29 protein-coding genes are annotated in these 26,948 nt (G+C 37.8%); 21 read left to right on the plus strand and 8 right to left on the minus strand.

Annotation, left to right across the window (positions count from 1 at the left end; all coding sequences use genetic code 11):
- Positions 1–59: 59 nt before the first annotated feature.
- Positions 60–1,463: an L-seryl-tRNA(Sec) selenium transferase gene (gene selA / locus ACFQIC_RS20640; RefSeq protein ID WP_204711217.1), complete on the plus strand. Its 1,404-nt coding sequence runs from the start codon at positions 60–62 to the stop codon at positions 1,461–1,463.
- A gap of 81 nt (positions 1,464–1,544) precedes the next feature.
- Here selA and mnmH read toward each other — a convergent pair whose 3' ends face one another.
- Positions 1,545–2,597 (minus strand): tRNA 2-selenouridine(34) synthase MnmH, encoded by a 1,053-nt coding sequence (mnmH, locus tag ACFQIC_RS20645; RefSeq protein ID WP_204711219.1) that lies wholly within the window; start codon positions 2,595–2,597, stop codon positions 1,545–1,547.
- A gap of 432 nt (positions 2,598–3,029) precedes the next feature.
- On the opposite strand from mnmH, the gene ACFQIC_RS20650 reads away from it, so the two are divergent.
- From ACFQIC_RS20650 to ACFQIC_RS20680, 7 genes are all read left to right on the plus strand, one after another.
- Positions 3,030–3,515 (plus strand): DUF2306 domain-containing protein, encoded by a 486-nt coding sequence (locus ACFQIC_RS20650; RefSeq protein WP_204711221.1) that lies wholly within the window; start codon positions 3,030–3,032, stop codon positions 3,513–3,515.
- Between the two features lie 215 nt (positions 3,516–3,730).
- Positions 3,731–4,792 carry an FUSC family protein gene (locus ACFQIC_RS20655; RefSeq protein WP_390217832.1) on the plus strand — a complete coding sequence of 354 codons (1,062 nt, stop codon included), beginning with the start codon at positions 3,731–3,733 and terminating at the stop codon, positions 4,790–4,792.
- A 526-nt stretch (positions 4,793–5,318) separates the two neighbouring features.
- On the plus strand, positions 5,319–6,863 hold the full coding sequence (locus ACFQIC_RS20660) for a malate:quinone oxidoreductase (RefSeq protein WP_390217852.1): 1,545 nt from the start codon (positions 5,319–5,321) through the stop codon (positions 6,861–6,863).
- Positions 6,864–7,288: 425 nt separating this feature from the next.
- The gene (locus tag ACFQIC_RS20665; protein WP_204711225.1) at positions 7,289–8,233 is read left to right on the plus strand and encodes a zinc-dependent alcohol dehydrogenase; all 945 of its coding nucleotides are present in this window, start codon (positions 7,289–7,291) and stop codon (positions 8,231–8,233) included.
- 129 nt (positions 8,234–8,362) lie between these two features.
- Positions 8,363–8,524 carry a hypothetical protein gene (locus tag ACFQIC_RS20670; protein WP_390217834.1) on the plus strand — a complete coding sequence of 54 codons (162 nt, stop codon included), beginning with the start codon at positions 8,363–8,365 and terminating at the stop codon, positions 8,522–8,524.
- A gap of 117 nt (positions 8,525–8,641) precedes the next feature.
- Positions 8,642–9,295, plus strand: coding sequence for a hypothetical protein (locus tag ACFQIC_RS20675; protein WP_204711227.1), 654 nt, complete (start codon positions 8,642–8,644; stop codon positions 9,293–9,295).
- A gap of 237 nt (positions 9,296–9,532) precedes the next feature.
- Positions 9,533–9,664 (plus strand): hypothetical protein, encoded by a 132-nt coding sequence (locus ACFQIC_RS20680; protein ID WP_390217836.1) that lies wholly within the window; start codon positions 9,533–9,535, stop codon positions 9,662–9,664.
- 147 nt (positions 9,665–9,811) lie between these two features.
- On the opposite strand, the gene ACFQIC_RS20685 is transcribed toward ACFQIC_RS20680, so the two are convergent.
- Both ACFQIC_RS20685 and ACFQIC_RS20690 read right to left on the minus strand, forming a co-directional pair.
- Positions 9,812–10,621: an ABC transporter permease gene (locus ACFQIC_RS20685; protein WP_204711276.1), complete on the minus strand. Its 810-nt coding sequence runs from the start codon at positions 10,619–10,621 to the stop codon at positions 9,812–9,814.
- The gene (locus ACFQIC_RS20690; RefSeq protein ID WP_390217838.1) at positions 10,611–11,591 is read right to left on the minus strand and encodes an ATP-binding cassette domain-containing protein; all 981 of its coding nucleotides are present in this window, start codon (positions 11,589–11,591) and stop codon (positions 10,611–10,613) included. Before ACFQIC_RS20690 ends, ACFQIC_RS20685 begins: the two co-directional genes overlap by 11 nt.
- Before the next feature lie 322 nt (positions 11,592–11,913).
- Here ACFQIC_RS20690 and ACFQIC_RS20695 point away from each other — a divergent pair, with 322 nt between their 5' ends.
- From ACFQIC_RS20695 to ACFQIC_RS20730, 8 genes are all read left to right on the plus strand, one after another.
- Positions 11,914–12,012, plus strand: a complete 99-nt coding sequence (locus ACFQIC_RS20695) for a hypothetical protein (RefSeq protein ID WP_204711231.1) — start codon at positions 11,914–11,916, stop codon at positions 12,010–12,012.
- Between the two features lie 165 nt (positions 12,013–12,177).
- Entirely contained in the window at positions 12,178–12,705 is a 528-nt protein-coding gene (locus ACFQIC_RS20700; RefSeq protein ID WP_204711233.1) for a GrpB family protein, read from the plus strand.
- Between the two features lie 121 nt (positions 12,706–12,826).
- Complete coding sequence (locus tag ACFQIC_RS20705; protein ID WP_204711235.1) at positions 12,827–13,261, plus strand: hypothetical protein; 435 nt, start codon at positions 12,827–12,829, stop codon at positions 13,259–13,261.
- Between the two features lie 196 nt (positions 13,262–13,457).
- Positions 13,458–13,625: a cell division protein FtsL gene (locus ACFQIC_RS20710; protein ID WP_204711237.1), complete on the plus strand. Its 168-nt coding sequence runs from the start codon at positions 13,458–13,460 to the stop codon at positions 13,623–13,625.
- Positions 13,626–13,746: 121 nt separating this feature from the next.
- Entirely contained in the window at positions 13,747–13,959 is a 213-nt protein-coding gene (locus tag ACFQIC_RS20715; RefSeq protein WP_390217841.1) for a hypothetical protein, read from the plus strand.
- Between the two features lie 373 nt (positions 13,960–14,332).
- Complete coding sequence (locus ACFQIC_RS20720; protein WP_204711239.1) at positions 14,333–14,851, plus strand: hypothetical protein; 519 nt, start codon at positions 14,333–14,335, stop codon at positions 14,849–14,851.
- Between the two features lie 381 nt (positions 14,852–15,232).
- A complete protein-coding gene (locus ACFQIC_RS20725; RefSeq protein WP_204711241.1) occupies positions 15,233–15,475 on the plus strand; it encodes a hypothetical protein in 243 nt (80 codons plus the stop codon).
- 225 nt (positions 15,476–15,700) lie between these two features.
- On the plus strand, positions 15,701–16,366 hold the full coding sequence (locus tag ACFQIC_RS20730) for a hypothetical protein (RefSeq protein WP_204711243.1): 666 nt from the start codon (positions 15,701–15,703) through the stop codon (positions 16,364–16,366).
- A 394-nt stretch (positions 16,367–16,760) separates the two neighbouring features.
- Here the strand turns inward: ACFQIC_RS20730 and ACFQIC_RS20735 are convergent, their stop codons facing one another.
- A complete protein-coding gene (locus ACFQIC_RS20735) occupies positions 16,761–17,429 on the minus strand; it encodes a DUF3889 domain-containing protein (protein WP_204711245.1) in 669 nt (222 codons plus the stop codon).
- Between the two features lie 233 nt (positions 17,430–17,662).
- Between ACFQIC_RS20735 and purT the strand changes: the two genes are divergently transcribed.
- The 5 genes from purT to ACFQIC_RS20760 all read left to right on the plus strand — a co-directional run bounded on the left by purT (position 17,663) and on the right by ACFQIC_RS20760 (position 23,812).
- Positions 17,663–18,838, plus strand: a complete 1,176-nt coding sequence (gene purT / locus ACFQIC_RS20740; RefSeq protein WP_204711247.1) for a formate-dependent phosphoribosylglycinamide formyltransferase — start codon at positions 17,663–17,665, stop codon at positions 18,836–18,838.
- 184 nt (positions 18,839–19,022) lie between these two features.
- Positions 19,023–19,871 carry a protein-glutamine gamma-glutamyltransferase gene (locus ACFQIC_RS20745; RefSeq protein ID WP_204711249.1) on the plus strand — a complete coding sequence of 283 codons (849 nt, stop codon included), beginning with the start codon at positions 19,023–19,025 and terminating at the stop codon, positions 19,869–19,871.
- Between the two features lie 310 nt (positions 19,872–20,181).
- On the plus strand, positions 20,182–20,499 hold the full coding sequence (locus tag ACFQIC_RS20750; protein WP_204711250.1) for a hypothetical protein: 318 nt from the start codon (positions 20,182–20,184) through the stop codon (positions 20,497–20,499).
- Between the two features lie 471 nt (positions 20,500–20,970).
- A complete protein-coding gene (locus tag ACFQIC_RS20755) occupies positions 20,971–21,864 on the plus strand; it encodes a glycine betaine ABC transporter substrate-binding protein (protein ID WP_204711251.1) in 894 nt (297 codons plus the stop codon).
- An 838-nt stretch (positions 21,865–22,702) separates the two neighbouring features.
- Positions 22,703–23,812, plus strand: coding sequence for an NADH:flavin oxidoreductase (locus ACFQIC_RS20760; protein ID WP_204711252.1), 1,110 nt, complete (start codon positions 22,703–22,705; stop codon positions 23,810–23,812).
- Positions 23,813–23,907: 95 nt separating this feature from the next.
- On the opposite strand, the gene ACFQIC_RS20765 is transcribed toward ACFQIC_RS20760, so the two are convergent.
- The 4 genes from ACFQIC_RS20765 to ACFQIC_RS20780 form a co-directional block, all read right to left on the minus strand.
- Positions 23,908–24,039 (minus strand): hypothetical protein, encoded by a 132-nt coding sequence (locus tag ACFQIC_RS20765; protein ID WP_390217845.1) that lies wholly within the window; start codon positions 24,037–24,039, stop codon positions 23,908–23,910.
- A gap of 296 nt (positions 24,040–24,335) precedes the next feature.
- A complete protein-coding gene (gene betB / locus ACFQIC_RS20770; RefSeq protein WP_204711278.1) occupies positions 24,336–25,802 on the minus strand; it encodes a betaine-aldehyde dehydrogenase in 1,467 nt (488 codons plus the stop codon).
- Positions 25,803–25,820: 18 nt separating this feature from the next.
- On the minus strand, positions 25,821–26,354 hold the full coding sequence (locus tag ACFQIC_RS20775; protein ID WP_204711253.1) for a chromate transporter: 534 nt from the start codon (positions 26,352–26,354) through the stop codon (positions 25,821–25,823).
- Between the two features lie 5 nt (positions 26,355–26,359).
- Entirely contained in the window at positions 26,360–26,944 is a 585-nt protein-coding gene (locus ACFQIC_RS20780; protein ID WP_204711254.1) for a chromate transporter, read from the minus strand.
- Positions 26,945–26,948: the final 4 nt, after the last annotated feature.

The following is a 26,948-nucleotide window of genomic DNA, read 5'->3' on the forward strand; positions in this document are numbered from 1 at the left end:
ATGACTGGGGCACTTTCTTTATAGAATCCGGACGTGAATGAAGTTGGAGGATTGAAGATATGAAACAATATTTACGGCAATTGCCGCCCGTTCATGAATTGCAGAAAGCGGAACAGTTTGAAACCATTCGAACGACTTATCATATGACAAAAGACCGATTAACAAGATTCGTTCAACTCGAAATTAGCGATATCCGAGAACGTATTTTAAATGATAATCTAACTGAAGATTTTTTCAGCAAGGGCATAGAAGAGGTTATTTTTACAAATGTAAAAAGCAATGTTAGTCAATGGACAAAAGATCGTTTAACCCGTGTAATTAACGGGACAGGAACTGTGTTGCATACGAATTTAGGACGGGCGCGGCTTAGTGAAAAGGCTGTGGATCATGTAGCTGACGTTGCTCGCAATTATTCAAATTTAGAGTATCAGGAGGTTGAAGGTAAGCGCGGATCACGTCATGATATTATTGAAGATTTACTTAAAGAGGTAACAGGTGCTGAAGCGGCTATGGTGGTGAATAATAATGCAGCCGCAGTATTTCTTGTGTTAAGTGGATTGGCTAAAAATCAAGAGGTGATCGTATCCCGCGGTCAGCTAGTTGAAATTGGTGGTTCGTTTCGCATTTCATCTATTATGGAAGAGAGCGGTGCAAAACTAGTAGAAGTCGGTACCACAAATAAAACCCACTTAACGGATTACGAACACGCGATCAATGAAGATACATCGATGATTATGAAAGTCCATACGAGCAATTTTATGACGGTTGGTTTTACGGAATCCGTAGATACTGAAGATCTGGTTGCTTTAAAAGAACAACAGGATCAACTTGTATTTTATGAGGATTTAGGGAGCGGGTCTCTTTATAATTTTAAAGAACAAGGGATTGGTGATGAGCCTGTCGTCAAACAAGTGATAGACACAGGTGTCGATGTCATTTCATTTAGTGGTGATAAACTACTAGGTGGACCACAAGCGGGAATCATTGCTGGTAAAAAAGAGATCATTCAAAAATTAAAAAAACACCAATTAGCCAGAGTGTTGCGGGTCGATAAAATGACCTTGGCCGCCTTAGAACAAACATTGAAAACTTATTTGTCAGGCGAAGAGGCTAGGGAAGAACTTCCAACCCTAAGGGATATTACTCGATTACCAGAAGAAATCAGAGAACAAGCAGAAAAGTTTGCTGATGAACTTCTATCGCTCACAAGCTCTTATCATGTGGAGATTCAAGAGAGTACATCGCAAATAGGGGGAGGAACGATGCCAGGTGTTCAACTCCCCACCTATATTGCAACGGTAACGCATAATGTTTTTTCTACCCACGAACTAGCTTCTAAGTTGCGTGCGTGTTCCCCGGTTATCGTCACACGACTTCAAGATGATCAAGTGTGTATTGACTTTAGGACTATTGCAGAAAACGAAACTCGTCAACTATTGGAAGGGTTCCTGCAAGTAGAATAATATATAAAATGAAAGAAACCCTGATCCCAGTGCATCTGAGATCAGGGTTTCTTTTGAAAGAATTCTAGTTAAAAAACGAGACTAACTTCCCGTATTGACGGCGTGCTGTGCTGTCAGAAATTCGGAGATAGAAGTTATTGCATCATCGACATCTTTCACTTGGATTGTGTAGCTTCTATCACTAGGATATTGTTCTCTTGAATGTTCATACCGTGGGTCATAGTAATACTCTAGCAATAATTGAACGGCAGATGAGTAGTTCTCTGCAAGCAAGTCTTTTTCAATTTGCGTCGCTATTGGCGTATGGATTCGCTTCTTAATGAGTTTAAATGCGCGAAGGAATTCCTCAGGATAATTCCATGGTTGGTATTCAGTTAAAATGTTGCGAACTCGCTCCTCTATTGGCATATCAATAAAAATTTCTGTACCCTGTTCCATTTTTCTTAATAAAAAATCTGGAACAGTTACTTTCCCAACTCTTTTACTTTCTGCTTCAGTAATCGTGAACGGGGAATCCTGTAACTGGATTAGGTCATCCAATAGAAGGGAGTCAAACGTTTTTTGATTGTTAGGATTTAGACCAATTTGACCAAAAATAGATCCGCGATGTTGTGCCCTGCCTTCTAAATCTATGGCAGGTAATCCTTTTTTTATGAGTTCATTTAAAATGATGGTCTTTCCTGCCCCTGTATACCCGTTCAGTGCATAGACATTTGGCTTCATTTCAAAAGAATCTAAAGAATCTACGACCCACTTACGATAAGATCTTACTCCACCTATCAAACGGGATACGGAAATTCCCATTAAGTCAATAACTGTTGCCGCCGTTTTACTACGCATACCTCCACGCCAACAATAGACTGCTTTCGGTCCTTCAATTTGTTTGAATTTTTCTATAAAAGTAGGAAGCTTATCAGAAAAGATTTCCAGTCCGCGGTCTTTTGCGGCCTGAACACTAACTTGTGTGTAAAGCGTTCCAACCTCTGCTCTTTCTTTATCTGTAAATATTGGAATATTGATGCTCCCAGGTATCGACCCGTTTTCGAACTCGGAAGGGGAGCGAACATCAATAAGTTTCATTTGCTGTTGCTGATGTAAATCTAATACTTCTTCTAGGTTAATATCTTGAAACATTTTTTACATCTCCATTAGCGTTTGAGTTTACTAATTGTCTATAAGCAGTTTATTAGCATGAATAATTTCATCTTATCACTGAGCTGTTCATCCGTAAAATTAAGGTGGGAAAAGAATCTTGTTGTAAATGTTGATCTGAATCGATAATGAGGATGGATGAAAGGGGAGTGTTTTTAATAGGATAAAGTATTGAGTTATTTGTCTAGCTTTGAAATAATTGGTAATAGGAATTTTCTATTATGTTAGGAACAGCATCTGGTTCCGTCGTTAGAATAGATAAAGGGCGAGGGGAGTGATCAGATTCTCATCCAATCAACAATCCCATTGCTGGTAATGGGCAAATAATACCTTGGACTATAAAGAATTCAACACTTGAGTTGTATCCTAGTGCAAAATTAAGAGGTGAAACTAATAATTTATTGAGGTGATGAATTGGTAGGTATTTTATTAACTGTTCATATTAGTGCAGGAGTTGTGTGTTTGGTTAGCGGTTTGATTGCAATGTTTGCCAAGAAAAGAAAAGGTAAACATACTAAATTTGGACAAATCTATCACTGGGCTTACGTAGTTGTATTTATAACCGCTATTTTAATGGCGATAATTCATTGGCAAGAGAGTCAGTATCTTTTTTATATCGCTTTGTTTTCATACGGGCTTGCGTTGATTGGTTATTTGTCAGTTAAAAGAAAGAAGACTAAAAAGTGGTTAACATTTCATATAGGAGGAATGCTTGGTTCCTATATAGGGATTATAACGGCGACGTTAGTAGTGAATGTACACAAAATTCCTATACTAAATGAACTCCCAACTATTTATTATTGGTTCTTACCTACTGTAATTGGTACTCCTATAATTTATAAGGTTGGGCAAAAATATAAACCTAAAAAAGCTTTTAAAAAGAAACCAAAGATTGGGTGATGATAGAGGGGGATGTATTGTATACCCATTTGCTTTGTCACTAACTTATATCATACAATAACTCCAAGTAAGTAAAAAAACAAAAACAGTACGTAGAAATTTTAACAGTATAATGAAGTAATAAAATATGTGTATATGATACAAACTTAAATGAGAATAAATTATGTCAATTAACGATTTTGGAAGTGATGAGAGTGTCTAAGATTTTCGACATATTGAAGAAAAATAATTTTTTAGGTGGTCGGACACTTAAAACTGGAATTTCTGTATTTATAACCGCACTTATCTGTGGTTTTTTTAATTTGCCAGTTATTTTTGCAGTTATTACAGCTGTGGTCACGATTGAACATACAGCTGCGGATTCGATTAAAAAAGCGGCCATACGGTTTCCAGCATCAGCTATTGGTGCTCTTCTTGCGGTGACCTTTTACGCGATATTCGGTAAAAGTGCTATTACATTTGCTTTAGCAGCTACGCTTACTATTGCTATTTGTCACAAATTAAAATTGGATGATGGTATTTTAGTTGCAACGATTACGGCAACAGCTATGATTCCGGACTTTCAGGATCAACATTTTGTTTCCTTTATAACAAGGCTCGGTACGACATCAATTGGGATCATCGTTTCAACTGTAGTTAACTTTTTCTTACTGCCCCCTAATTATTCCCCACGAATTTTTCAAGGTATTAATGAGGTATACGGCCACGCTGCTCGGTTGCTTGAACGTATCATTATAGGGAAGAATGGAGAATTCGTAGAAAAGCCGAGCAGCATTGGACGCTCTTATCGTCAATTGACCATGCATTTGGAAAAAACGTATCAGCTCTCTCAATATCAAAGGGAGGAATGGAAGTACCACCGTCACACTAAGGATGAGATGCGTTCTTTTCAATTTGCTCAAAAGAAGTTAGGGGCATTGCAACAAATTGCTTACCATTTAGGTAATCTACAATATGTTCAAGCGAAGCTTTCTGAATTTCATAGTCAGGAACGTATCCTTATTGAAGAGGTTACTTATTCATATATTGGGATTTTAAAAGATCCAGCTCATCACATTAGTGAAGAACATTTTCAAAAAGTGGAAAAGTTGGATCGATTGTTTTGGAAATGGAAACAGGATCATGTAGAACAGGATAATCACTTCAGACAACACCTGCCTCCTCAGACGATTTTAATTTATGAACTGCTCAGTTTTCACGACGTCCTAGAAGAATTGTCGGAAATGTGTAAGTCTCAACAGCGCATCATTTACCGATGTTATATGAGTGAAGATTAGTAAATGGATCTTGATTAATCAATATCAATTTATAATCTAGGAAGGGTTATCTAAAGTAAATATTAGGTGGTAACAGAATTATGGCTCCATCCTTAGAAATAGAACAAGGGGCTTAGGAGGTAAGAGTGAAAAGTTATAACTAATGATTGTAGAAGCGGGAATTTATCCCAATCTTTAATAACTTCATTAGTATGGAAGATCTTCGAAAAGTGAGGAACAAATATAATACTAGAAAACTACGTCTTTTTTAATAACGAGCAAATGCCCGTCCAATCAACATTACCATTTAAGTGCAAAACTTTTCCTGCTTATCTGCAAAACCTTATAAGAAGTTGGAGTGAGGCTTTGTCGTTCTTGGTATTGGGGACGGAGATCTTACTTTTAACCAGCTTTCAAATAACTTATAATTATCATATAATAGTAGATATATTAATCTATAAATAATTGAATAAACTATGATATGGTTATAATTAAGAATGAAAAGGTGTGTGACTAGGTCGCGCCATAGATCTGGTGTGACCTAGTCATATACCTTTTCTGCAAATTTCAGGGAGAAAGGGTGGCAAAAATGAGCAACAGTGAAACTAAAACAGACGTCATTTTAATTGGCGCAGGCATCATGAGCGCAACTTTAGGTACACTCTTAAAAAAATTAACACCGGAATCGGACATTAAAGTTTTTGAGAAGCTCGGGGACGCAGGTGAGGAAAGCTCTAACGTATGGAACAATGCGGGGACAGGGCATGCCGCACTGTGCGAACTTAACTACACGGCCGAAAAACCAGATGGATCTATAGATATTAGAAAAGCAATAAAAATTAATGAACAGTTTCAGGTTTCCATGCAGTTTTGGTCTTATCTTGTAAACTACAATCTTATACATAATCCACAGGATTTTGTCATGCCATTGCCTCATATGAGTTTAGTAAAAGGGGCTCAAAATGTAACGTTTTTAAGAAATCGTTTGGAAGCGATGTCAAGAAATCCTCTATTCCAAGGGATGGAATTTTCCGATGATCGGGAAAAACTGATGGAATGGATTCCGCTTATTATGCAAGACCGCGCATCGAAGGAACCTATCGCGGCAACAAAAATCGACTCTGGCACTGATGTTAATTTTGGTGCTTTAACAAGCAAGTTGTTTGACCACTTAGAGAGTGAAAATGTCGATATAAACTACAAGCATAGTGTTACTGACATTAAACGAACTAGCGATGGCTCGTGGGAGTTGAAAGTGAGGAATCTCGACAGTGGTACTGTAGAACGCCATACTGCAAAATTTGTCTTTATCGGAGGCGGAGGAGGAAGCTTGCATTTACTTCAGAAATCCGGTATTCCTGAAGGCAAAAATATTGGAGGATTCCCGGTAAGCGGAATATTTATGGTGTGTAATAATCCGGATGTTGTAGAGCAGCATCATGCAAAAGTCTATGGTAAAGCTAAGGTTGGTGCTCCTCCTATGTCTGTTCCGCATCTTGACACAAGATATATTGGCAATAAAAAATCATTGCTATTTGGACCATTTGCCGGTTTTTCACCAAAATTCTTAAAAACTGGTTCAATGTTTGATTTAGTAACTTCCGTAAAACCCAATAATGTTCTAACTATGTTAGCGGCAGGCGCAAAAGAGTTGCCATTGACAAAATACTTGATTCAGCAAGTTATGTCATCGAAAGAACAGCGCATGGAAGAGTTACGAGAGTTTATCCCGAATGCCAAAAGCGAGGATTGGGATTTAGTAGTAGCAGGTCAACGTGTGCAAGTTATTAAAGATACGGAAGCAGGCGGCAAAGGAACGCTTCAATTTGGTACGGAAGTGGTTACTGCCGCTGATGGCTCAATCGCAGCACTTCTAGGCGCTTCTCCGGGTGCTTCTTCTGCTGCTCACGTTATGCTTGAGGTAATCCAAAAATGCTTCCCGCAACATATGAAAGAGTGGGAACCGAAAATCAAAGAAATGATTCCTTCTTATGGTATGTCACTAATGGAAAACCCAGAGCTTCTGCAAGAAATTCATAATTCAACAGCTGAGACGCTTGGTCTAAGTAAAAAAGAGCTTGTTTTTAGTTGATTCTTTGTATGTAGAATCAAGGTATTGAATATCTCTAATAAAACACAGAACCTTTGATCTATCTTTAGATTGAAGGTTCTTTTTACTTCTTATAGTCTGAATGTTCCTATTTTTATTGGTGCTAAATACTAAATAAACCTTAAAAATAAAGGACTCCACCTGTTATTAAATTGTAATCGGGATGATGATAAAGTTTACGAAGGGTTATACAGTTTTATGGAATGATTGGAACTGGTGTGGCATTAACATGGAAGTGTATCTTTTCTTGTGGTTAGAAAGAGGACACGTATAACATTATTAAGAAGTGTCTCGAGACGTCCAATCGTTTTGGAAGTTCATTTGAAAAAGAGTATGAACTTATTCTGTTATAGGGGGCTGATTACAGTAGTCTTACGTTATATATTTAATAAAGGGAGAAGGAAACGATGAAACAAACATCATTAATACTAACCGGACGAAGAACTTTAAAGTGGGAAGAATGGACATTACCGGCTTTAAAACAGGATGAAGTGTACATTCAAACTATTGCGGGTGCCATAAGTATTGGAGCTGAACTGCCACAATATAATGAATCGGATGTGACAGATCCGGATCCTGTCTATCCGAAGGGAACGGGATATGAAAGCTACGGAAAGGTTCTGGGAGTTGGGGATCACGTATCACAAGTCAAAGTCGGAGATCGTGTCCTCGCATTTTATGGACACAAAGATTACGGCGTAGTGAAATCAGATAAAGCAGTAGTTGTTCCTGAACATCTAGATTATAAATATGCTTTACTTAACACTCTTTCCTGTGACGCGGCAAAAGGAGTTCTCAAACTTTGCCCCGAAAACTCTAGTCGTGTTTTAGTAGCGGGTGCCGGGACCATGGGGACGTTAGCCGTTTATTTTTTGAAGAAATACATGAATGTTGATCATGTAGATGTGTTAGAACCCAATGATAAAAGGCATGCTCTCCCAACCAGATTAGGTGCAACAAATGTCTATATCAGCAACGATCAAGTAAGCAGCAATTATTATGATTACGCTTTAGAATGTTCTTCTAATAGTGATGCTTTTAAGACGTTACTTCGTTCCATGAAATCAGAAGGGGAAGTTTGTATTCTATCTGATGGAAACAAAGACTTATTTTATCTTACTCAAGATTTTTACTGGAAAGAGTTAAAAATAGTCGGTTCAAGTGATGGGTGGAATTATAGAAAACATGCGGAGTGGTTCTTCAATGATTATGAAAAATCAAGTTATTTAACAAACATTTTTGAACATGAAGTCTCCTATGCCCAATTGATTAATTGCTTTAAGGAATTATCTGCGAATCGCATAAATCCTATGAAAGTACTTGTTCGTTATGATAGAACAGACAAGGATTAACGTTTTTTAGGAAGAAGGGCCAGAGATATTCTGTTCAGATGATGAGGAAGATTTTCTAAGGATATGGCTTCAGAGGATGGAAAATGGATCCAAAAAAAAGATCTTTAGGGCAACTATGACTTTCACTGGATGTTAACAGATAGCTTGGGAATCTATTTTCACCTTAATGATCGTTGGTATTTAGGTTCAAAGAAGTCATTACGTTGGCTTAAACAGCATAATCCCCACGCCTATCATCTCATTCAAAAAGTGTTGGATGAACCGTATGTACGTAATCATGTAACGAAATAGATTATGGATCCACTGAAGCAAGTAGTGTTGTCGTTACCGTATAAGGGATAGGGGTGGCTTTGAGACTAGTGAAAGACTCGATTCCGAGATAAGTGAGTGTTTATGCGAGTATGTGGAATGAGTTTGAAACGTCTCCCTCCTGTAATCCGTATGTATACAAGTAATCTAATAAATGGAGGGGATTTTATTTATAGAAAAAATAATTATCGAATAGTATTATCCATTTTACTTTTAGGAATCTGTTTTGTTTCTACCGGTTGTTCTTCAGTCAACACCTCTGACAGTGCTTCTAAAGACCAAAATGTTACGACTATAGAAACTGTTTTAAATCAACAGTTTACAGGCCCTGACCAAAAGTTAATAGATTTGTTAGATGACCCTGAAAATTCAACAATCATTGGGAATGGAGAAACCACTACTCCAGAAGAACCTACTCAGCTCGATTTATATTTAGAAGAAAAATATCAACCTTATTTTAGTGAAAGTATGTATGATGAATTTATTGGAACATATGCCACTGGATATCATGCATCCGCATATAATAATGGCTATAAATTTGAAATTGAAAAGATGGGTATTGAAAACGTTGAGGCAACTGAAGGAGCCTACGATTTCACAGTGAATGTACTGTATAACAAGGAAGGTACAGAAGAAAGAAACTCTAAAGTTACTGGCAGAATTAACATCAATGAGGAAGGAGAAATAACGAAGTTTAGACTTATGGATGACGAAGGCTTATCCAAATCATTGAGGTCGAGGTCGAGTAGTTAGGTAAATAAAAAAATGCAGGACTACATTTTATGGTTTTATTATAGGTGTCTCGCATACAAGAATTAAAGATTAGTGGGCTAGAGTGAAAGACCTAGTAGTATATAGCTCCAATTCAAGTTATCCGTTATAGGGGTGCTGATTATCCACTCAGGCTCGCTTTTGAAGATTATAGGAAAAAGAAATTAGTTTCTAGAACGGTGGTTTTATTTTCTTTCATCTTTATGGTGGGATGCTCGTTTGGAGAAGAACATCCTAAACAAAAAGAATTTTTCTTCCTCTGGATCATCTCTTATTGGCGAAGATGAAACCATTGAAGTTATTGTCAAGTGGGGGAACAACGAAGAAACAATTCAGCTTAATAATAAGTAGATTGTTATAAAAATTTTTTACTACAATTTTAAGGATAACAGCCTTAGTCCCATAGACTACAGAACCAAGGCTGTTTAGTATTATTATTAATTCAATTCTCCACTTGGTTGGTAGGTAGCAGATCAAAATCGACCAGCACCTGCAAACTTAATTCTTATTTCTAAAAAAGTACATTGTCAGAGTACCGAACACGGTAATCAAACCTATTGAGATGTATGTGATGATCAATAATTCGCTGGTTACATCATAGCCATGAATCAATCCCCTAGCAGCATCGACCACGAAGGTTATTGGGTTAATATCTACAAAGTGTTGTAACCACTTTGGCATGGTTGAAGGATCAACAAATACGCTACTTAAAAAGGTCAGTGGGAATAATAGCATCATACTTATTGCCATTAGTGCTTTTTCTGAGCGAACAACTATTCCAAGCATCGTCCAGACCCATGATAAACTAAAAGCGAAGAATAAAATAACCAAGACTGCAAGGAGTACTCCTGTGAACCCCGCTTCTGCACGAAATCCTAGAATATACCCAAGTGTCACCATGATTGTTGAGGCAAGTGAATATCTCACTACATCCACTAACAACGCCCCAACTAATACAGCAGGCTGCCAGATCGGTAGTGAACGAAAACGATCAAATACGCCTTTTTCGATATCTTTATTTAAATCTAGTCCTGTATACATGGTAATCATCGCAACTGTCATCACTAAAATTCCTGGCAAGACAAAGTTTAAGTACTCTCCTGTTGAGCCCGAAATCGCTCCACCGAATAAGTACGTAAACATCAACAAGAAGATAATCGGGAATACCGTCACATCAAAAAGTTGTTCTGGAACATAGCGTATGCGTAATAATGCTCGCCATGCAAAAGTCAGGGCAGCGCTCATTGGCGAAGGTTTTGATGGGCGTTTCTCTAAAGTGATTGATTTTTGTAATGAATTATTCTCCATTTGCTTCCCCAACCTCCCCTTTAGTAGGCTTGCCGGTAATCGTTAAGAATACATCATCTAAACTTGGTTGCTGCATAGAGAAGTCTTTCACTGCTATCTGTTGGTTTGCTAGTTCTCCAATCGCTTTTGCAGCCTTTGATTGGTCTTTCATCGTAACGGAAATCGATAAATGATCGCGGTCCACTTCAGGTGCTTGTGTGAACATACCCTCAAAGATTGCCTCTGCTTGGTTCAAATCCTGTTCGTCTTCGAATTCGATAATCAAGCTTCGAACACCAATCGATGATTTCAATTCTGCACTCGTTCCTTCCGCAATTAAAACTCCTCGGTCAATGACACCAATAAGGTCAGCAAGTTGATCTGCTTCTTCTAAGTATTGTGTCGTAAGAAATACTGTCGTTCCATTTTTGACTAATGCTCGAACGATATCCCACACTTCATTCCGACTTCTTGGATCAAGACCGGTTGTTGGTTCATCCAAAAAGAGTAGTTCTGGTGAAGTAACAATACTTGCGGCAATATCAATTCTTCTTCTCATTCCGCCGGAGTATTTCTTCACTTGGCGTTTCGCTACATCTTCTAAATTAAAAGCGGCTAATAATTCATCGGCACGATCCTTTGCTGCTTTGCGAGAAAAACCCACTAACCTGCCGATGAAAATTAAATTTTCTCGGCCAGATAATTCTTCATCAACAGAAGCAAACTGTCCCGTCAAACTGATCGATTGCCTTACTTTGTCTGCTTCTTTTGCTAGATCATACCCCATGACTTTCGCTTGACCTTCTGTTGGTTTCAGAAGAGTTGCTAGCATACGGATCATCGTCGTTTTTCCAGCTCCATTAGGCCCGAGGAATCCATAGACAATTCCTTTTGGCACCTTTAAGCTAATGCCATCTACAGCTCGTTCTTTTCCAAAAGCTTTTACTAATTGATCTGCTTCTACTGCATATGTTTTATTTGATTGTTCCATTCGTCGACCTCCCTCTTCCATTTCATTTTATCATAGGAAGAAGTATTGATATTCGTCTAGAGAATGATTTTAAATAAATAAGATTCCAAGAAAAAGTAGTAGAAGCAAAGGGATGCTTATAACGTAATTAAAGAACTATGTATCTTTGAAGAATTGAGTATCTATAACTCTGTTCTTTGTGGAACTATTTCCATTGGTATTGACCTAGATAATTCTAGACATTGTTATGGAGGTAAAAGGCTTAAATCTTCTTGAAAAAAGCTAAACGATCTTTTTTGAAAAGACCAACTATAAAAGGGCGTGAATTTGATAAAGCGAATTTTTGTCTAACAACTTTGAGTTAGAACTGTTTGGTCAAGAACAACCTATACATTGTCAGAATGCCTATTTACATATAATTATTGAATACGAACATTATTGATATGAAATGGGTTTCATGATTTAAAGGGGAATCTTCAACAATCGAGTCAGACTTTGGATGAAATTATCTCTTTTTAATTGGATATTTATGCTAAAATCGAATGAGATTGTGAAGAAATATACTTAAACTAACGAAGCAGTTTAGTTGAAGAAAGGGGAAGGTATTTTGAGAAAGGTCGAAGTGTGTTCATATAATGAAAAATGGCCTTTAATGTTTGCCGAAGAAGTTGAAAAACTTAAACTCATTTTTGGAAATGAAATCATAGATATTTATCATATTGGTAGTACATCAGTTCCAGGGTTAAAAGCTAAACCAATAATAGACATTATGCCTGTCGTTAAAGACATTGACCTTATAGATAAATACAATCAAGATATGCAGGCCATTGTATATGAACCTAAAGGTGAGAATGGGATACCTAAACGAAGGTACTTTCAAAAAGGTGGAGATAATCGCTCCCATCACGTTCATATTTATCAGGTTGGAAGTTATGAAATAAAACGCCACTTAGCTTTTCGAGATTACCTAAGAAATCATCAACATGTAAAGAAAAGTTATGGTGAGCTGAAAGAAGAATTGTCACAACAATTTCCCAATGATATTGAATCGTATATAAATGGTAAAGTGCGCCTTGTTCAAGAAATTGAAGTAAAAGCATTGGACTGGTATAAAAAATTAGAAATGATTCAGTAAATGCTGATGAATAAAGTAAAGTTCTATTGAAGTTAAAGGGGGCTTTAACACAATAACATACCAGCATTGTTGTTCAACTATAGACGCAGAAGAGTTTAATTAAAAGATAGGAAGAGGGAAAATGACAGAAAATAAAAAAGTGTTCATATGGATACTAATACCACTTATATATGGATTTATATCAAATACCTTTATGCTGATAATACCTCCACTTTTGAGCCAAATTGTTTTTGCTGTCTTGTGGTTCTGGATCGGAATTAAGCTTGCCAGTATAGGTGGAAACAATTTTAAAAGTTTTATTTTTGGAAATAGTATCTGGTTACTTTCGTTTTTACTATATTTATGGCAATTTGTACTTTTGGATGATGAAAGTAGAAATATGTTTATAGCACTTATTAGTCAATATTATATGCTTTCATTTATTTGGTCGGGTACTAAATTATCTTTATTATTTTCAGATGTATTGAATGGAACAACTATTACAATCATCTCTTACCTTTCTATGTTATTGGTTTGTACTGTTGGTTTTATTGTCGGAAAGTTAAAAGCGAATTAAATTATGGTGAAAAGGGTACTTAAACAAACGGGTAACTTGAATGGAATAACTGGAGTTGTCGTTGGGGTCTCTCTCTTCTTGTGCTAACGCAGCAGTTTAGTGGAAGAAGACAGAAGAGTCATTGAGGTACTGAGGAGTAATACTTATGTTAACCTTTCTCTTAGTCATAATTAATTATATAGGGGAGTTGAGTAATTTGGAATTTTCTATCTTGTTGATAGCAATTGTTGTTGTAGTTAGCTTAATTATGTGTATTTATTCTACTAACAAATACTTTAAAGTGAAAGAACAAGAAATTAAATTAGAAAAAGAAAGATTAGATTTGGAACGAAAAAGATTAGAATTAGAAGAGAAAAAATTTTAGAGAAAAAATAATTTTGTTCACAAGGGTACGATTGTTTAATAAGAGCATTCGCTTCTTGTGCTAAAGACCCAGAAGAGTTGAATGAAAATTTGTACACTTGTGGGGGGAAGAATTAAAAATAATGAAAACAATATTGGTGAAAATAATATATTTTGCTTTTACTTTATTTATTTTAAATGTGTTATGGAAAGTAATGATTGAATTATGGGATGCTTTTGTCCCGTGGAATTATAAAACTGATCTATTAGGAATTTTTGTAGTAGCACCTATTTTAATAGTAGCTTCATTTATTTTATCAAGTTTGTGCTTTAAAGTTATAAGGGAGACTAAATAATATTAAACACTCCAAACTTACTTATTGCATTAACGGGTGCAATAGCAGCATAGTTTCTATCGCTTATTGTGCTAACGACGCAGGATAGTGGAAGAAGGAAAACGAGTTTTGATATAGTTAGAAAAATCCTCTTAATACATAGTAGTATAAAGGGGATTAATGATTAATTTTACTTATTTAATGGTAGTTCTTTGATAATGTCTACACCATCTAATATTAGCAATTTAGAGTCAAAGACCAATTTCTTAACCTCTTTTAGATTTGCACCCTCTTTAATCTTATACTCAATATGGAAAGAGTCGTCTCATAATATAAAGGAGTTCTTTAATACACTCTATAAGGGCTACTTATTGATTCAGGAAGGAGTTCGAAAATGAAAAGAGCATTAGTATTTCTTTTTCCATTTTTTCTTTTTGTTGCTACTCAATCGTCTTTCGCCTTCCCTTTAGATACTACTAATCAACCTTTTAAAAAAGAGAAGAAACAGACTTACTCACAAATTTGGATAGAAGATTACGATATAGAAATTCAGGTTATTGAACAACAATCTAAAAATCCAATTGAAATTAATAACCAAGAACAAGTAGTAGAGATAATCAACACGATAAATTCTGCTTATGATATTGACTCTAATTTCGAAACACATACTAAATTAGGTGTATTGAAGTTCAATGAATTTGGAGCCATTCAGGTTTATCTATCAAAAGATACATCTTCAGTTTATCTACATTCGGATAAAGGTGCAAAGGTAATTACAATTAAGAATTTTCATCAAATATTTCAACCATTGACAAAAGCTGAACCTCTTCCTCCAGGGTTTGGACCTAAGTCTGTCCCGCCCCTACCTAAAGGAGGTGGATTAGATTCCAAAGATGTAGAAAAATTATTTTAAGCTTTCCTAACACAATAGAATATCGAATAAACGATATGTTTGCTTCTTTGATATGCGGGATCCTCAGGTTTATCAGGGGACTAGTATAAGAAAGATTTACGACAAGTTCCATTAGAACAAGTTGGAATACTGTATGGTTTCACCTAAAATCCCACTGTAGCTAGGATGAAAATTACCATGATAAATATAATTCCGTTTAGGAAACATTATCGATACAGACTTTTACGGCTTCCTCGATCGGTTTCTTGATCTTCCACCTCAATCATTTTCCAAAAGGTGCGATTATCATTCTCTTACCAATGAACTAGGCAACATTTTTAATTATACTAGTGTTTGACTCTATGCCTTATGCATATATTGCACCAGAAGGGGGGAGTCATAATGAGTTACACTATGAGAAAATTAATAGCTAGTGTAGTAGGAATTATAGGTTCATTAATGGGGTTTTATCTATGGAAAGAATATCTTCCAGAGTATCACGGCGACACTATTACAGACTGGCGACGCATATTGAGAATAGAGAATGTAATCTTTCTTTATATTCCAAGTTCTATTGCCTTGATCGCTTCAATATTTCATAAAACATATTTAATGGTTTTGGCTTTTCTATTAGTTTACCAGTAACAAAATACCTTGGTGTGAATGGATTTATATTTGATACGTTTCCCTTAGTTTATTATCCACATTTACCACTGAAATTCACAGGCCCTCAGGACTAGGGCGATTCTTTAAAAAGGTGAGGCTCTTTTGTTGGGTCGTTCCCTTTAAACTTATATGATACGCTAATATTATTGCCAATCACTTCAAATTTAAGGGGAGTTTTTTATTTATAAGAACGTGGGGATCATCATGGTTATAACCATACTTTTAGCTGGGTGTTCCAATAATAATACTGTTTCTATTGAGGGTAATATATTCGAAGTAAATCATGAGAAAGAGACAGTTGTCGTCTTTGTTGAAGATGAGTTAATGGGAGAACAAGAGCTGGACCACGATAAAAAACAGAAGTCAATCGAAGCTTTTTTAGTTAAGACAAATGAATTTTTGGAAGTGAAGGGTGAAGTGGATTCATTTAATGGTTTAAAGCAGGGGCAAAAAGTAGCCGTAGAAATTGGAGAGAATTATGAAGAAAAACTAGTTACAAAGGATGCTCTGTTAGATCATAGTAAACTGCCTGCCTATGAATCCCAAACGGTAACTGTCACACCTTATTCCAAACAAGATATTGTTCAGGAACTGACAGTAGAAGAAGGGTATGGGCTTTATACCTATCATCCCGAACCTAATGAAGAGGAAGGATATGATGCCTATCCTAGTTCTGTTGCAGCAGATTTTCCTTTTCAAAGAATACAGGCAACCCATTCTGTCAGCGATGTTAAAAACACAGAGGAGTTGTTAGAGTTATCTGAGGGATCGCCTACATATATAATTACTGATGAAAAAGGGATTGCATTTAAAACAAACAAGATAACGAAACTTAATGAATTTATTAAAACCCTAGAGAAGCCAAAGTGAATTTCTTAAACGGTATAAATGAAACGTGAGTAAGTTGAGATACTAATAAATAGTAGATATCATAATAAGTAGTGTAGGCTTTAAATTATTCACATATGACAAGCATAATTTCAGGAGGGACTAGTTTTGTCCGGGGGCAAATGAATGTGGGGAAAGATATTTATTGCAATGAGGAAATGAAATTCTACTTCTTTAAGGATGCTTTAGTTCAACAAGTAATATAAAAAAATCTCAGTTAAAAAAACTGAGATTTTTTTATTTAATTACAAATACCACTATAAATACGGTGCAATTAGCTATACAAATCCAACTGTAATTTAGTGTGGAACTCTAGGTTTTGTTGAAAGGGACCCCGTTTGGCAAATAACCAGCCTTTTTTTACTGCTTTAATGGATTACATTTCTTTTAAGTCGAAAGAAACTACTCGGTCTGTGTTCGTATCATAGATAACCGTACCTCTAACCTTAATATTTTCTTGTGGCGATTGTAGGCTATATTCGTACGTTTCTTTTGTGCGGTTAGAATTCACTTGTGTTTTTTCTATAGTATTATACTCTGTAACGTTGTAACTTGGGTAAGCTGTTTGAGTAATTTCTAAAAGGTATTTCCCCCATTTTTCCTCTTCTAACTCTGGTGATGGTGTTATTTCAACATTAATTATACCTACATCAGGACTTGCCCCTAACGTCTCAAAGGCTCGTCGGTGAAGGTTGATTTTATTTGCTTGATATTCTGGAACTTGATCCACCACCATAACCAATACAGATTTTCCGGTAGAAGGCCTTGTGACTTTAAGTGTCTGGCCACATTGATAAGGAGAATTTCTGCCGACTGCTACTGTCATATAGCGATTATTCGACCAAGGGATGCCACATTGAGTAACAGCTCCGCCTTCTGTCCAAGAAGCTTGACCTTGTACAGGTTGCTGGCGATCTGCTGTGTGAAAAGGATAGGGCTGATAATTAGAATTTCTGGTGTCTTGAGGAATATACGGAATTCCGTGATAAGGATGGATCGCGTACGGGTAGGTATAGGGTCCAAAATATGGGTAGTTAGGATACATTATTTTCCTCCTGATTCGATTATAAACTTCATTGATACCCTATGTTTCCTTGGGGTTGACCCGTGACAGTGATCCCTAGTTTTTGCTTGAAAAAATTACTAAGTAAATGTTTAAAAGTGAACATTTTTCATATTTATTTAAAATTCGTTCGGAAAATACCTGTGAATACTTGCTATTATCCTGTAAATGACGATAAAATAGCTGTAAATAAAAACATTCAGGGGGATTGCAATATGTATGGAGCACCGAATCAAAAGTATGCTAAGAAATTAATGCTGTTAGGAGCAGGAGAGTTGGGTAAAGAAGTGGTGATTGAGGCGCAGCGATTGGGTGTTGAAACCATTGCTGTAGATCGCTATGAAGGTGCGCCTGCCATGCAGGTAGCCCATCGTTTTCATGTAATTGATATGCTTGACGGTGAGCAGCTTCGGAAGGTGATAGAGCAGGAGAAACCTGATTTTATTGTTCCTGAAATAGAAGCCATTGCAACGGCAACACTTTTAGAGCTTGAGCAGGAGGGCTATCACGTTATTCCAACAGCTTATGCTACTCAACTAACTATGGATCGTGAAGGTATCAGACGATTGGCAAGTGAGAAACTAGAACTTCCGACAGCTAAATACGAGTTTGCGAACACATTATCAGAATTAAATGAGGCAGTGAGTGAAATTGGAACACCTTGTGTAATTAAACCGATCATGAGCTCTTCAGGGAAAGGTCAAAGCCTTTGTCGTACAGAAGCGGATATTGAGAATTCATGGAATGAAGCAATCAACAGTGGACGCGGGAAAAGCACTCGGGTGATTGTGGAAGAATTTATTCATTTTGATTCGGAAATCACATTGTTAACTGTTCGTTCGGCTACGGGTACAGTTTTCTGTCCACCTATCGGACATGTCCAGCAGGACGGTGATTATATTCAATCATGGCAGCCTCATGCGATGAACGAGGAACAGATTATAGAAGCAGAACAAATTGCTAAGAAAGTTACTGATGAGATCGGTGGATTTGGTGTTTTCGGTGTAGAACTTTTTATTACGGAAAAGGGTGTGTACTTTAGCGAAGTTTCCCCACGTCCGCATGATACGGGCATGGTCACTTTAGTTACTCAGGAACTATCTGAATTTGCCCTGCACGTCCGAGCGATTTTAGGATTGCCAGTCGAAGAAGTCCAACTCGTATCACCAGGAGCAAGCTATGCGATCAAAGCATCGAAGGAAAGCAGTACTTATCAAATTTCCGGAGTAGACCAAGCGTTAGCTGTGCCAAATACACAAATGCGTTTATTCGGGAAACCAGATACAAAAGTTGGCCGCCGAATGGCTGTTGTTCTATGTAAAGGGGAGAATGTAGAGGCTGCGCGCCAACAGGTGGAGGAAGCGGCTGCTAAAATTTATGTAGTAAGCTGAAGTGTTTTTTCTCAAAAAAATAATTTTAGAAAAGGAGGCAATTCTTATGAGAGAATTGCCTCCTTTTGCTAAATCTTGAGTAATTAATAACTCATCCCTTTTCAGAATTATTAACAAGTATCTCTTTATGTTCGAATAGGCTGTTAATAAATGAACAATTACTTAATCTGAAAAGGGGTGTAGTATGATTCTAATATCGGGAAGACCCTTTCAACAAAGTAATATAGAGTCAACCAATAGTACTGAAAAAATGATTATTCAATCCATGAGTGAAGCCCCTGAGGTTTATTCGTATGAATACGTGAGCGAGTTTAATTTTGAAGTTCAATTACGAAAAAATATCATCGATAGTGCCGGAGTGATGCATCAAAGTGAAGTGCAGTTTGCAACTTTTAATACAACCCGTAGTAACCCAGAATATTGGATAGTGACACAGCCCGGAGGACTTATGCTTCGGCAAGGTGTGAAACCATCTGAAGGCATTGAAGATATTTTCAAAAACAGTGCCCAATATGGATTTGAATGTGCAGGGGCTATGCTAATCATACTTTATCATGCAGTGTTAAAAGCGATTGGTGAATACGCTTTTAATCGATTGTTTCCTGACCTTTATATTTACAGTTGGCATGCGGATCCTGATCTGGGAATTTATCCTACTTACACGGACAATTTTATACTTGGTGATATTGTCTACTTTAGAAATCCTGACGTTGATCCTCAAATTGCTCATTGGCGGGGAGAAAATGCTGTAGTTCTTGAGAATGGTCTTTATTTTGGACATGGAATTGGAGTCTTGACAGCTCAACAAATGATTGAGGCACTGAATCGCACGAGAAAACCTGGAGCGACTCAATCAGCTTATCTGACAAATTTAATAGTAAGACCCTCTTTTAAACACTTGGAAAAGTTTTCGAATCTACAACGAGGCTACTCTGTTCGTAAATACCAGTCTATCGTGATTCAACACAATGAAAGTTCGATTCCTTTTGACCGATATAAGTTCCTATTGTTTAGTATATATAACCGTTTGTAATTTCTTTAGAAACTCTCGTAATAGAGGATGTTCAAAAAGTCACCAAATGATAAGCAGCGCATCTCTTCGTTGGCTCGTTCTTCCGGTCCTCATGTAGGAAAAGCCTACACTCTGGTCCTCAGAAACTTCGCCGCCTCGACCTGCTTGTTTCTAATTTGGCGTCTTTTTGAACACGCACTAATAAAATTTACGTTAGATTCGTTTGAAACCGGGAATAGAAAGGAATGAGAATGAATAGGATCTATTAGAACGCCGATTAGTTTGCAGTTAATATGGAAGAAATCTAGAACATATAAGGGGTGCTTGTTCATTGTTTCTAAACGAAATTGAGAATCTTGGTTTTCATAGCCAACTTTCCTTAAGCCAAGTAGAAGATCGTCTTCTGATCACTGCCGACTTTCCAAAAGAATTCCTTGTGAACACACAAATGATCGAACCTTTTCTGTATGTAACATTGTATGTTCGAGGTGGTGAAAGGATCAAAATCATTGATGAAGGTACAGCAGAAATTTACACTCCTGCTAAAAAGGAAATGGAACAAAACACTTATAATAAAATTATTCAATTCGCAATCAAACATTCTAAACAATTTAATCATTTGACGAGGGAGCACACTTTTAAGAGATGAAATTTCTGATAGGGAACAATCATTGGCCATTAGGGAACAATCTTAATGAGATAAGGAACAATCCTGTCTAGTTAGGGAACAATCTTAACGGGATAAGGAACAATCCGAGCTAGTTAGGGAACAATTAACACCCCGCTTAATTCAAAAGAGCGTAATTCTGTAAAAAGGATTGCGCTCTTTTTGTTGTGTGCGCAATCTAAGCTTATTAAACTCTAGGGAGAATAGAGTTTGAGACTCTGGAAATCTCTGAAAATTTGACATTTAATCTGAGTACGTTAAGATAAATATTGTTCGAAAAAAATTTAACGTTTTTAACAATGTTTATCTGAAGGGGCGGATTTATGGTGATTATCGCACGATGAAAGGAAGTTTTCTTTTATTTGAGGATACTCAGTAATCGTGTAATTATAGTAATTCAAATCCAAAAGGTGAAAATTTTTAGAAAAATTTTAAAAAAGCGAGGGTATTATAATGAATTTTAAAATGGGAAAGTCTATTGTACTATTAATCACTTTATCTTTATTTACTATATTAGCTGCTTGTGGAAATAGCGAAAGTGCATCTGGTGAAGGTGATTCAGAGGAGAACGAACAAGAACCAATCCGCATGGGGCAAATAAATTGGGCTGAAAATATTGCGGTTACGAATATGTGGAAAGTTATTCTTGAAGATAAAGGTTACGATGTTGAATTAAATAATGTAGACATGGGTACGACAATGAAAGCTTTATCTGATGGAGAATTGGATGCGAGTCTTGAGGTTTGGCTTCCTGTACAAGATGCAAACTATCTAGAAGAGTATAAAGATGAAGTTAATTTCTCAGACGAAGTTTGGTATGAAAACGCAAAAGTGGGATTAGTCGTTCCAGAATATATGGAAGATATTAATAGCGTGGAAGATTTAAATGAAAACAAAGAATTATTTGATGGTGAAATTACCGGGTTTGATCCAGGCGCTGGTACAATGGAAGTTACGGAACAACTTATTGAAGATTATGAGTTAGATTATGAGTTGCTTAGTAGTTCTGAACCAGCGATGTTAGCTGAAATTGGTGAAGCAATAAAAGATGAAGAACCGATCGTTGCTCCACTTTGGAGTCCTCACCGCATATTTTCTCAATATGACTTAAAATATTTAGAAGATCCTCAAGAAACATTTGGAGGAACTGAGAAAATTCATCATGCGACAAGGCATGGATTTGCGGAAGACTATGAAGAAGTTGATGCATGGTTGAAAAATTGGAAGATGGATGATGCTTCAATTGGTGAGCTAATGACTTATGTGGATGATGCAGAGGAACCTATTGACGGTGCAGAGAAATGGGTAGAAGAAAACGAAGATTTAGTTAATGAATGGATAGAGTAATTTATAAAAGTGATTGAGCCATTTGGTTCAATCACTTTTTCTATGCAAGGGGCTGTAATTGTGTGGTACCTGGTACCACACAAGATTATGGAAGACTGAGCTTCAGACATTACGGTGGCTTCCGTTACCAAGGATGGCATTAGAAGGTCCGGGAAATCACTCGCTTTCCGTGGGCATGAGGTGAGCTTCCTCAGGCTACGCCTTGCGGGATCTCACCAATCATGTTCATCCCACAGGAGTCTCGCAATTTCCCGGACCTTCTTGCTTTTGTAAGGAGAACGGAAACATCTTCACGTGAGGCACAAGCTTCATACGTAAAAATCGTGGGACTGTGTAATTATTGCCATTGATATGATCCACTTAGGACATCAAATTAACTTGTAATGTAAATTTGGAAACGGTCTTACAAGGAGATGTGGCGAAGGTAGGCATACACGCCAGTTAAGCTCCTAGCCATACCACGTATTTTAACAACTTATCTAAGTGGCTCGATAGATATAACAGATACTTTAACAGTAACAGTAGAACAGCATGATTCCGATAGAAACATACGGCAAGCGACTCCTTCCCTACCGCCCCTTTCTCTACACAATTATATCGAAACCGATTCTTCCAATCCTGCCCGATGGTTGAATAAAATTCCCCCTCAAATAACTAACAATATTAAGGTTTAACATAGTCATGAAAAAGTGGATTTTGGAATCAGAAAAGCAAGGTTAGGGAACATGGTTGAGGGAGAAACTTCATTCGCTCGTTGAAATGTGTAGGCAGATATCTTTGATTTCTTGATGGAATTTGAAATAATACTCATTGCATCAAGGAAAGAGGAGGACAAATATTGAGTAATACACGTACAAATACATCTACTAAACCATTATTTCAACCATTTACAAGTGAAAAATTAACCTTGCCTAATCGTACGGTGATGGCGCCTATGACACGTGGGTTTTCACCAGATGGAGTACCGGGGGAGGATGTGGCAGCCTATTACCGGCGCCGAGCTGAAAATGGAGTAGGCTTAATAGTAACAGAAGGAACAGGGGTCAATCATCCGACATCTGTTTCAGGTGCTAGTATTCCTGTTTTTTATGGTGAAAAGTCATTAAATGGCTGGGCTCAAGTGGTGAAGGAAGTTCATAAAGTCGGCGGGAAAATTGTACCACAGCTTTGGCATGTGGGGATGACACGTAAAGAGGGCGATCTTCCCAATGAAGAGGCACTACCTGTTGGGCCATCTGGTCTAAGCTTATCTGGTGAAAAAGTAACGGAGCCAATGACCGATGATGAGATTGCTAATATGGTAGAAGCTTATGCTCAAGCAGCTGCTGATGCAAAACGCATTGGTTTTGATGGGATCGAGCTTCACGGGGCGCATGGTTATTTAATTGATCAATTCTTTTGGGAAAATACAAATCAGCGTACTGATCGATATGGTGGAGATATAATCGGGCGAGCACATTTTGCAGTTGAGGTAATAGAGGCATGTCGGCGTGAAGTTGGACCTGACTTCCCAATTATCTTCCGGTTTTCTCAATGGAAAATGAACAACTTTAATGCCAAAATTGCTGAAACGCCGGAAGAATTAGAAAATTTACTTCAGCCTCTAGTTGAAGCGGGGGTAGATATTTTCCACTGTTCTACCCGACGTTTCTGGGAACCGGAATTCGAAGGTTCTGATTTGAACTTGGCAGGCTGGACAAAAAAAGTGACAGGTAAACCGGTTATTTCTGTTGGATCTGTGGGACTTGATGGGGAATTCACAAGTTTTGCCGGTGCCAACACAACTAGTCTCGATGGTCTTATTGAAAAGCTCGATAATGAAGAGTTTGACTTGGTAGCGATCGGACGTTCTCTATTAATGGACCCTAAGTGGGTGAGCAAGGTACGCGATGGTCAAGCAGATGATTTATTGCCTTTTAATAAAGAAGCACTGAAAAAGTTATACTAAAAGTCGATATCCTTAAGGAGCAATTGTTTAAGAGTGGTTGTAGGCTCTTTAGTATCTCTTAACCTGAGTTCATTCATATAGGAATAAACAAAAAACTAAACTGCCATAGCTCTGAATTCAACCGGAGTATGGCAGTTTAGTTTTGTGAAAAGATCGACTACAATGTTTTCTAGTGGGGGAGGATTAGTCATTCCCCCTGATCTTGTGGGCTGAATTGATTCGTTCATGTCTACATAACTGTAGGTTGGGAGAATGCTCCGCAATCCCTGAAGCAGAAGCTACAAGCGTTAGGGTTACGGAGTATTTTTTGTGACTTCTACCGATGACGGAACAGCAACCGTCTAGGCATCGTTGTTCCAGATCACTTGATTTTAGTAACCAATTCACAACAAAAAAGTAGTTCGTTTTGGAGTGTGTGTTTCAAAAGTTGGACTCCAAAACTGAACTACTTAAAAGTTAATTCTCATTTTTGATATACCGTTTTATATGTCTGAATTTTAAAATTTACTTACACTGATAAATTTTAGAACCAGTTAAGAGGGGCTGGGTTTGTATTTTCGAATACATGCTTCACTTCTGTATATTCCTCTAGACCTTGTTTGCCAAGTTCACGGCCAATTCCAGAAGATTTGTAACCTCCCCATGGGGCTTGGGCAAAGTATGGGTGGAAGTCGTTAATCCATACCGTTCCCATTCGTAGTTCACTGGAGACTCGTTCGGCTTTTCTAATATCGGTCGTCCATACGGCGCCAGCTAGTCCGTATTTTGAGTCATTGGCCAATTGAACGGCTTGTTGCTCGGTGCTAAATCGTTCAATGGTTAATAGAGGACCGAAAGTTTCTTCCTGCACGATTTGCATGGAAGTTTCACAGTTTGTAAAGATCGTCGGTTCAAAGAAGAAGCCTGATTGTAGCTCTTCAGCTTCAGGGCGTTTACCGCCGACGATTAGGTTGGCCCCTTCTTTGACGCCAATGTCAACATAGCTTTCCACTTTTTCAAGATGTTCTTTTGAAATCAGCGGACCTGACTGGGTGGAGTCATCGAAGCCATTGCCGAGCTTGATTTGTTTCGTTCGTTCAACTAACGCTTCAACGAATTCATCATGGATGGAATCTTGAACGAGTAAACGGGCGCCGGCTGAACACACTTGACCCGCATGGAAAAAGACAGCGTTTAAGGCTTGGTCTACGGCTGTTTCAAAATCTGCGTCAGCAAACACGATATTCGGGTTTTTACCGCCGAGCTCAAGGGCAATCTTTTTAAAATTTCCTGAAGCGGCTGTCATTACTTTGCGTCCTGTTTCAACACCGCCCGTAAATGAAATGAGATCAACAGAATGGCTTTCCGCGAGCAGTTGTCCTGTTTTGGCACCTGAGCCTAATACTAAGTTGGCCACACCTTTTGGAACACCAGCTTCTTCAATGAGCTCTGTGACCTTGATTGTAGTTAACGGCGTGATTTCGCTCGGTTTGATTACGAGTGTGTTCCCGGCTGCTAACGCTGGAGCTAGTTTCCAAGATGCTTGCAAGAGAGGGTAGTTCCATGGGGTGATTTGCCCACAAACACCTACAGGCTCCCGAACGACTTTACTTCTTGAGTCGGGAAGAGGGGATTCAATCATTTCACCACCATCTTTATCGGCAAGTCCGCCGTAATAACGGAAAACTTCTGCGATGTCACTCATATCATCTAAGCTTTCCGTCAGCGTTTTCCCTGAGTCTAACGTTTCAAGCTCAGCTAATTCTTGCTGGTCACGCTCAATAAGTTCAGCAACTTTTGAAACGAGCTTTCCTCGTTCCGTTGCTGGTGTGTGGCGCCATTCACCGTGGTCAAAAGCATTCCTAGCAGCATCGACTGCGGATTGTGCGTCTGTCTCATCGCCTTCAGGAACTTCTGCAATCTGTTCTTGATTGAATGGGTTAATAATTGTACGAGTTTGTCCGCTTGTAGCCGTTACCCATTGTCCATTGATGTACATCTTTTTGTTCATCATTAATCATTTCCTCCTTTATAAACCATAAATCAGCATACCTAAAACACCTGAAATACCAATCACCCAAACAGGAGACACTTTTTTGTATAGCAGTGTGATCGCTAGAATCATAATAAAATATTGCGGGTATTCAGCTGATTGTGAAAATATATCGTTCTGTACACCCATTCGGATGCCAGCATATAAAATAAGTGCGGTAATTACTGGATGGATGCCATATAAACTCCGACTTAAAAGTTGAGTTTGGGCATTGCGCGCGATCACTTTAATCAAAAGGAGCACAATGATCAAGGAGGGCAGCAAATTACTGCCTGCTGCAATGATCGCACCTCCTATTCCTGAGGTTTGGTATCCTATAAATAAAGCTGAATTTGTTGCTATGGGTCCTGGTGCGGATCCGGCAATGGCAATAATGTCAGTGAATTGTTGTTGAGACAGCCATTGGTGTTCACGGACAGCCTGTTCCATTAAAGGGATCATGGCATATCCTCCGCCGAACCCAAACAGGCCAATTGTAAAAAACTCGATAAAGAGATAAAAGAAGAGCATGAGTGTTAGCTCCTTTGATTACGACAAGCATGATAAACCCATCCTATCAAAGCCCCTCCAATGATGAGAAAAACAGGGGAGATGGCTAAGCCGACCAGTAAACTAATAGCGATAATAAATAGCAGCAATGTAAAACGATCGTGAATCGCACTTTTGCCAATTTTGAAAGCTGCAAATAAGATAAGTCCGATAATCGCTGGCCGAATCCCTTTAAACGCATCTTGAACGAGGGATAAGTCTTGATAGGTTAGAAAAAGGTAGGTTAATACGATAATAATAAGTGCAGCCGGTAGTACCATACCGAGCATGGCAGCTATAGCACCACCTAAGCCGCGTACATGGTACCCTATATAAATGGAAGCATTTATCGCGATAGAACCTGGTGCTGATTGTGCAATCGCTATAATATTCGGCACCTCACTACTGGTAAACCATCTTTTTTTGCACACTATTTCACTTTCAATATGAGGAATCATGGCAATCCCACCTCCAAAGGTGAGAGGGCTGATCTTCATAAAGGTAAGAAACAAATCAATTAGATCGTTTATATAATTGTCTGATGGATTCGTTTGTTTGACTTGTAACGACAAACGA

The organism is Halobacillus seohaensis (genome assembly GCF_042663045.1).
GTDB classification, from domain to species: domain Bacteria; phylum Bacillota; class Bacilli; order Bacillales; family Halobacillaceae; genus Halobacillus_A; species Halobacillus_A seohaensis.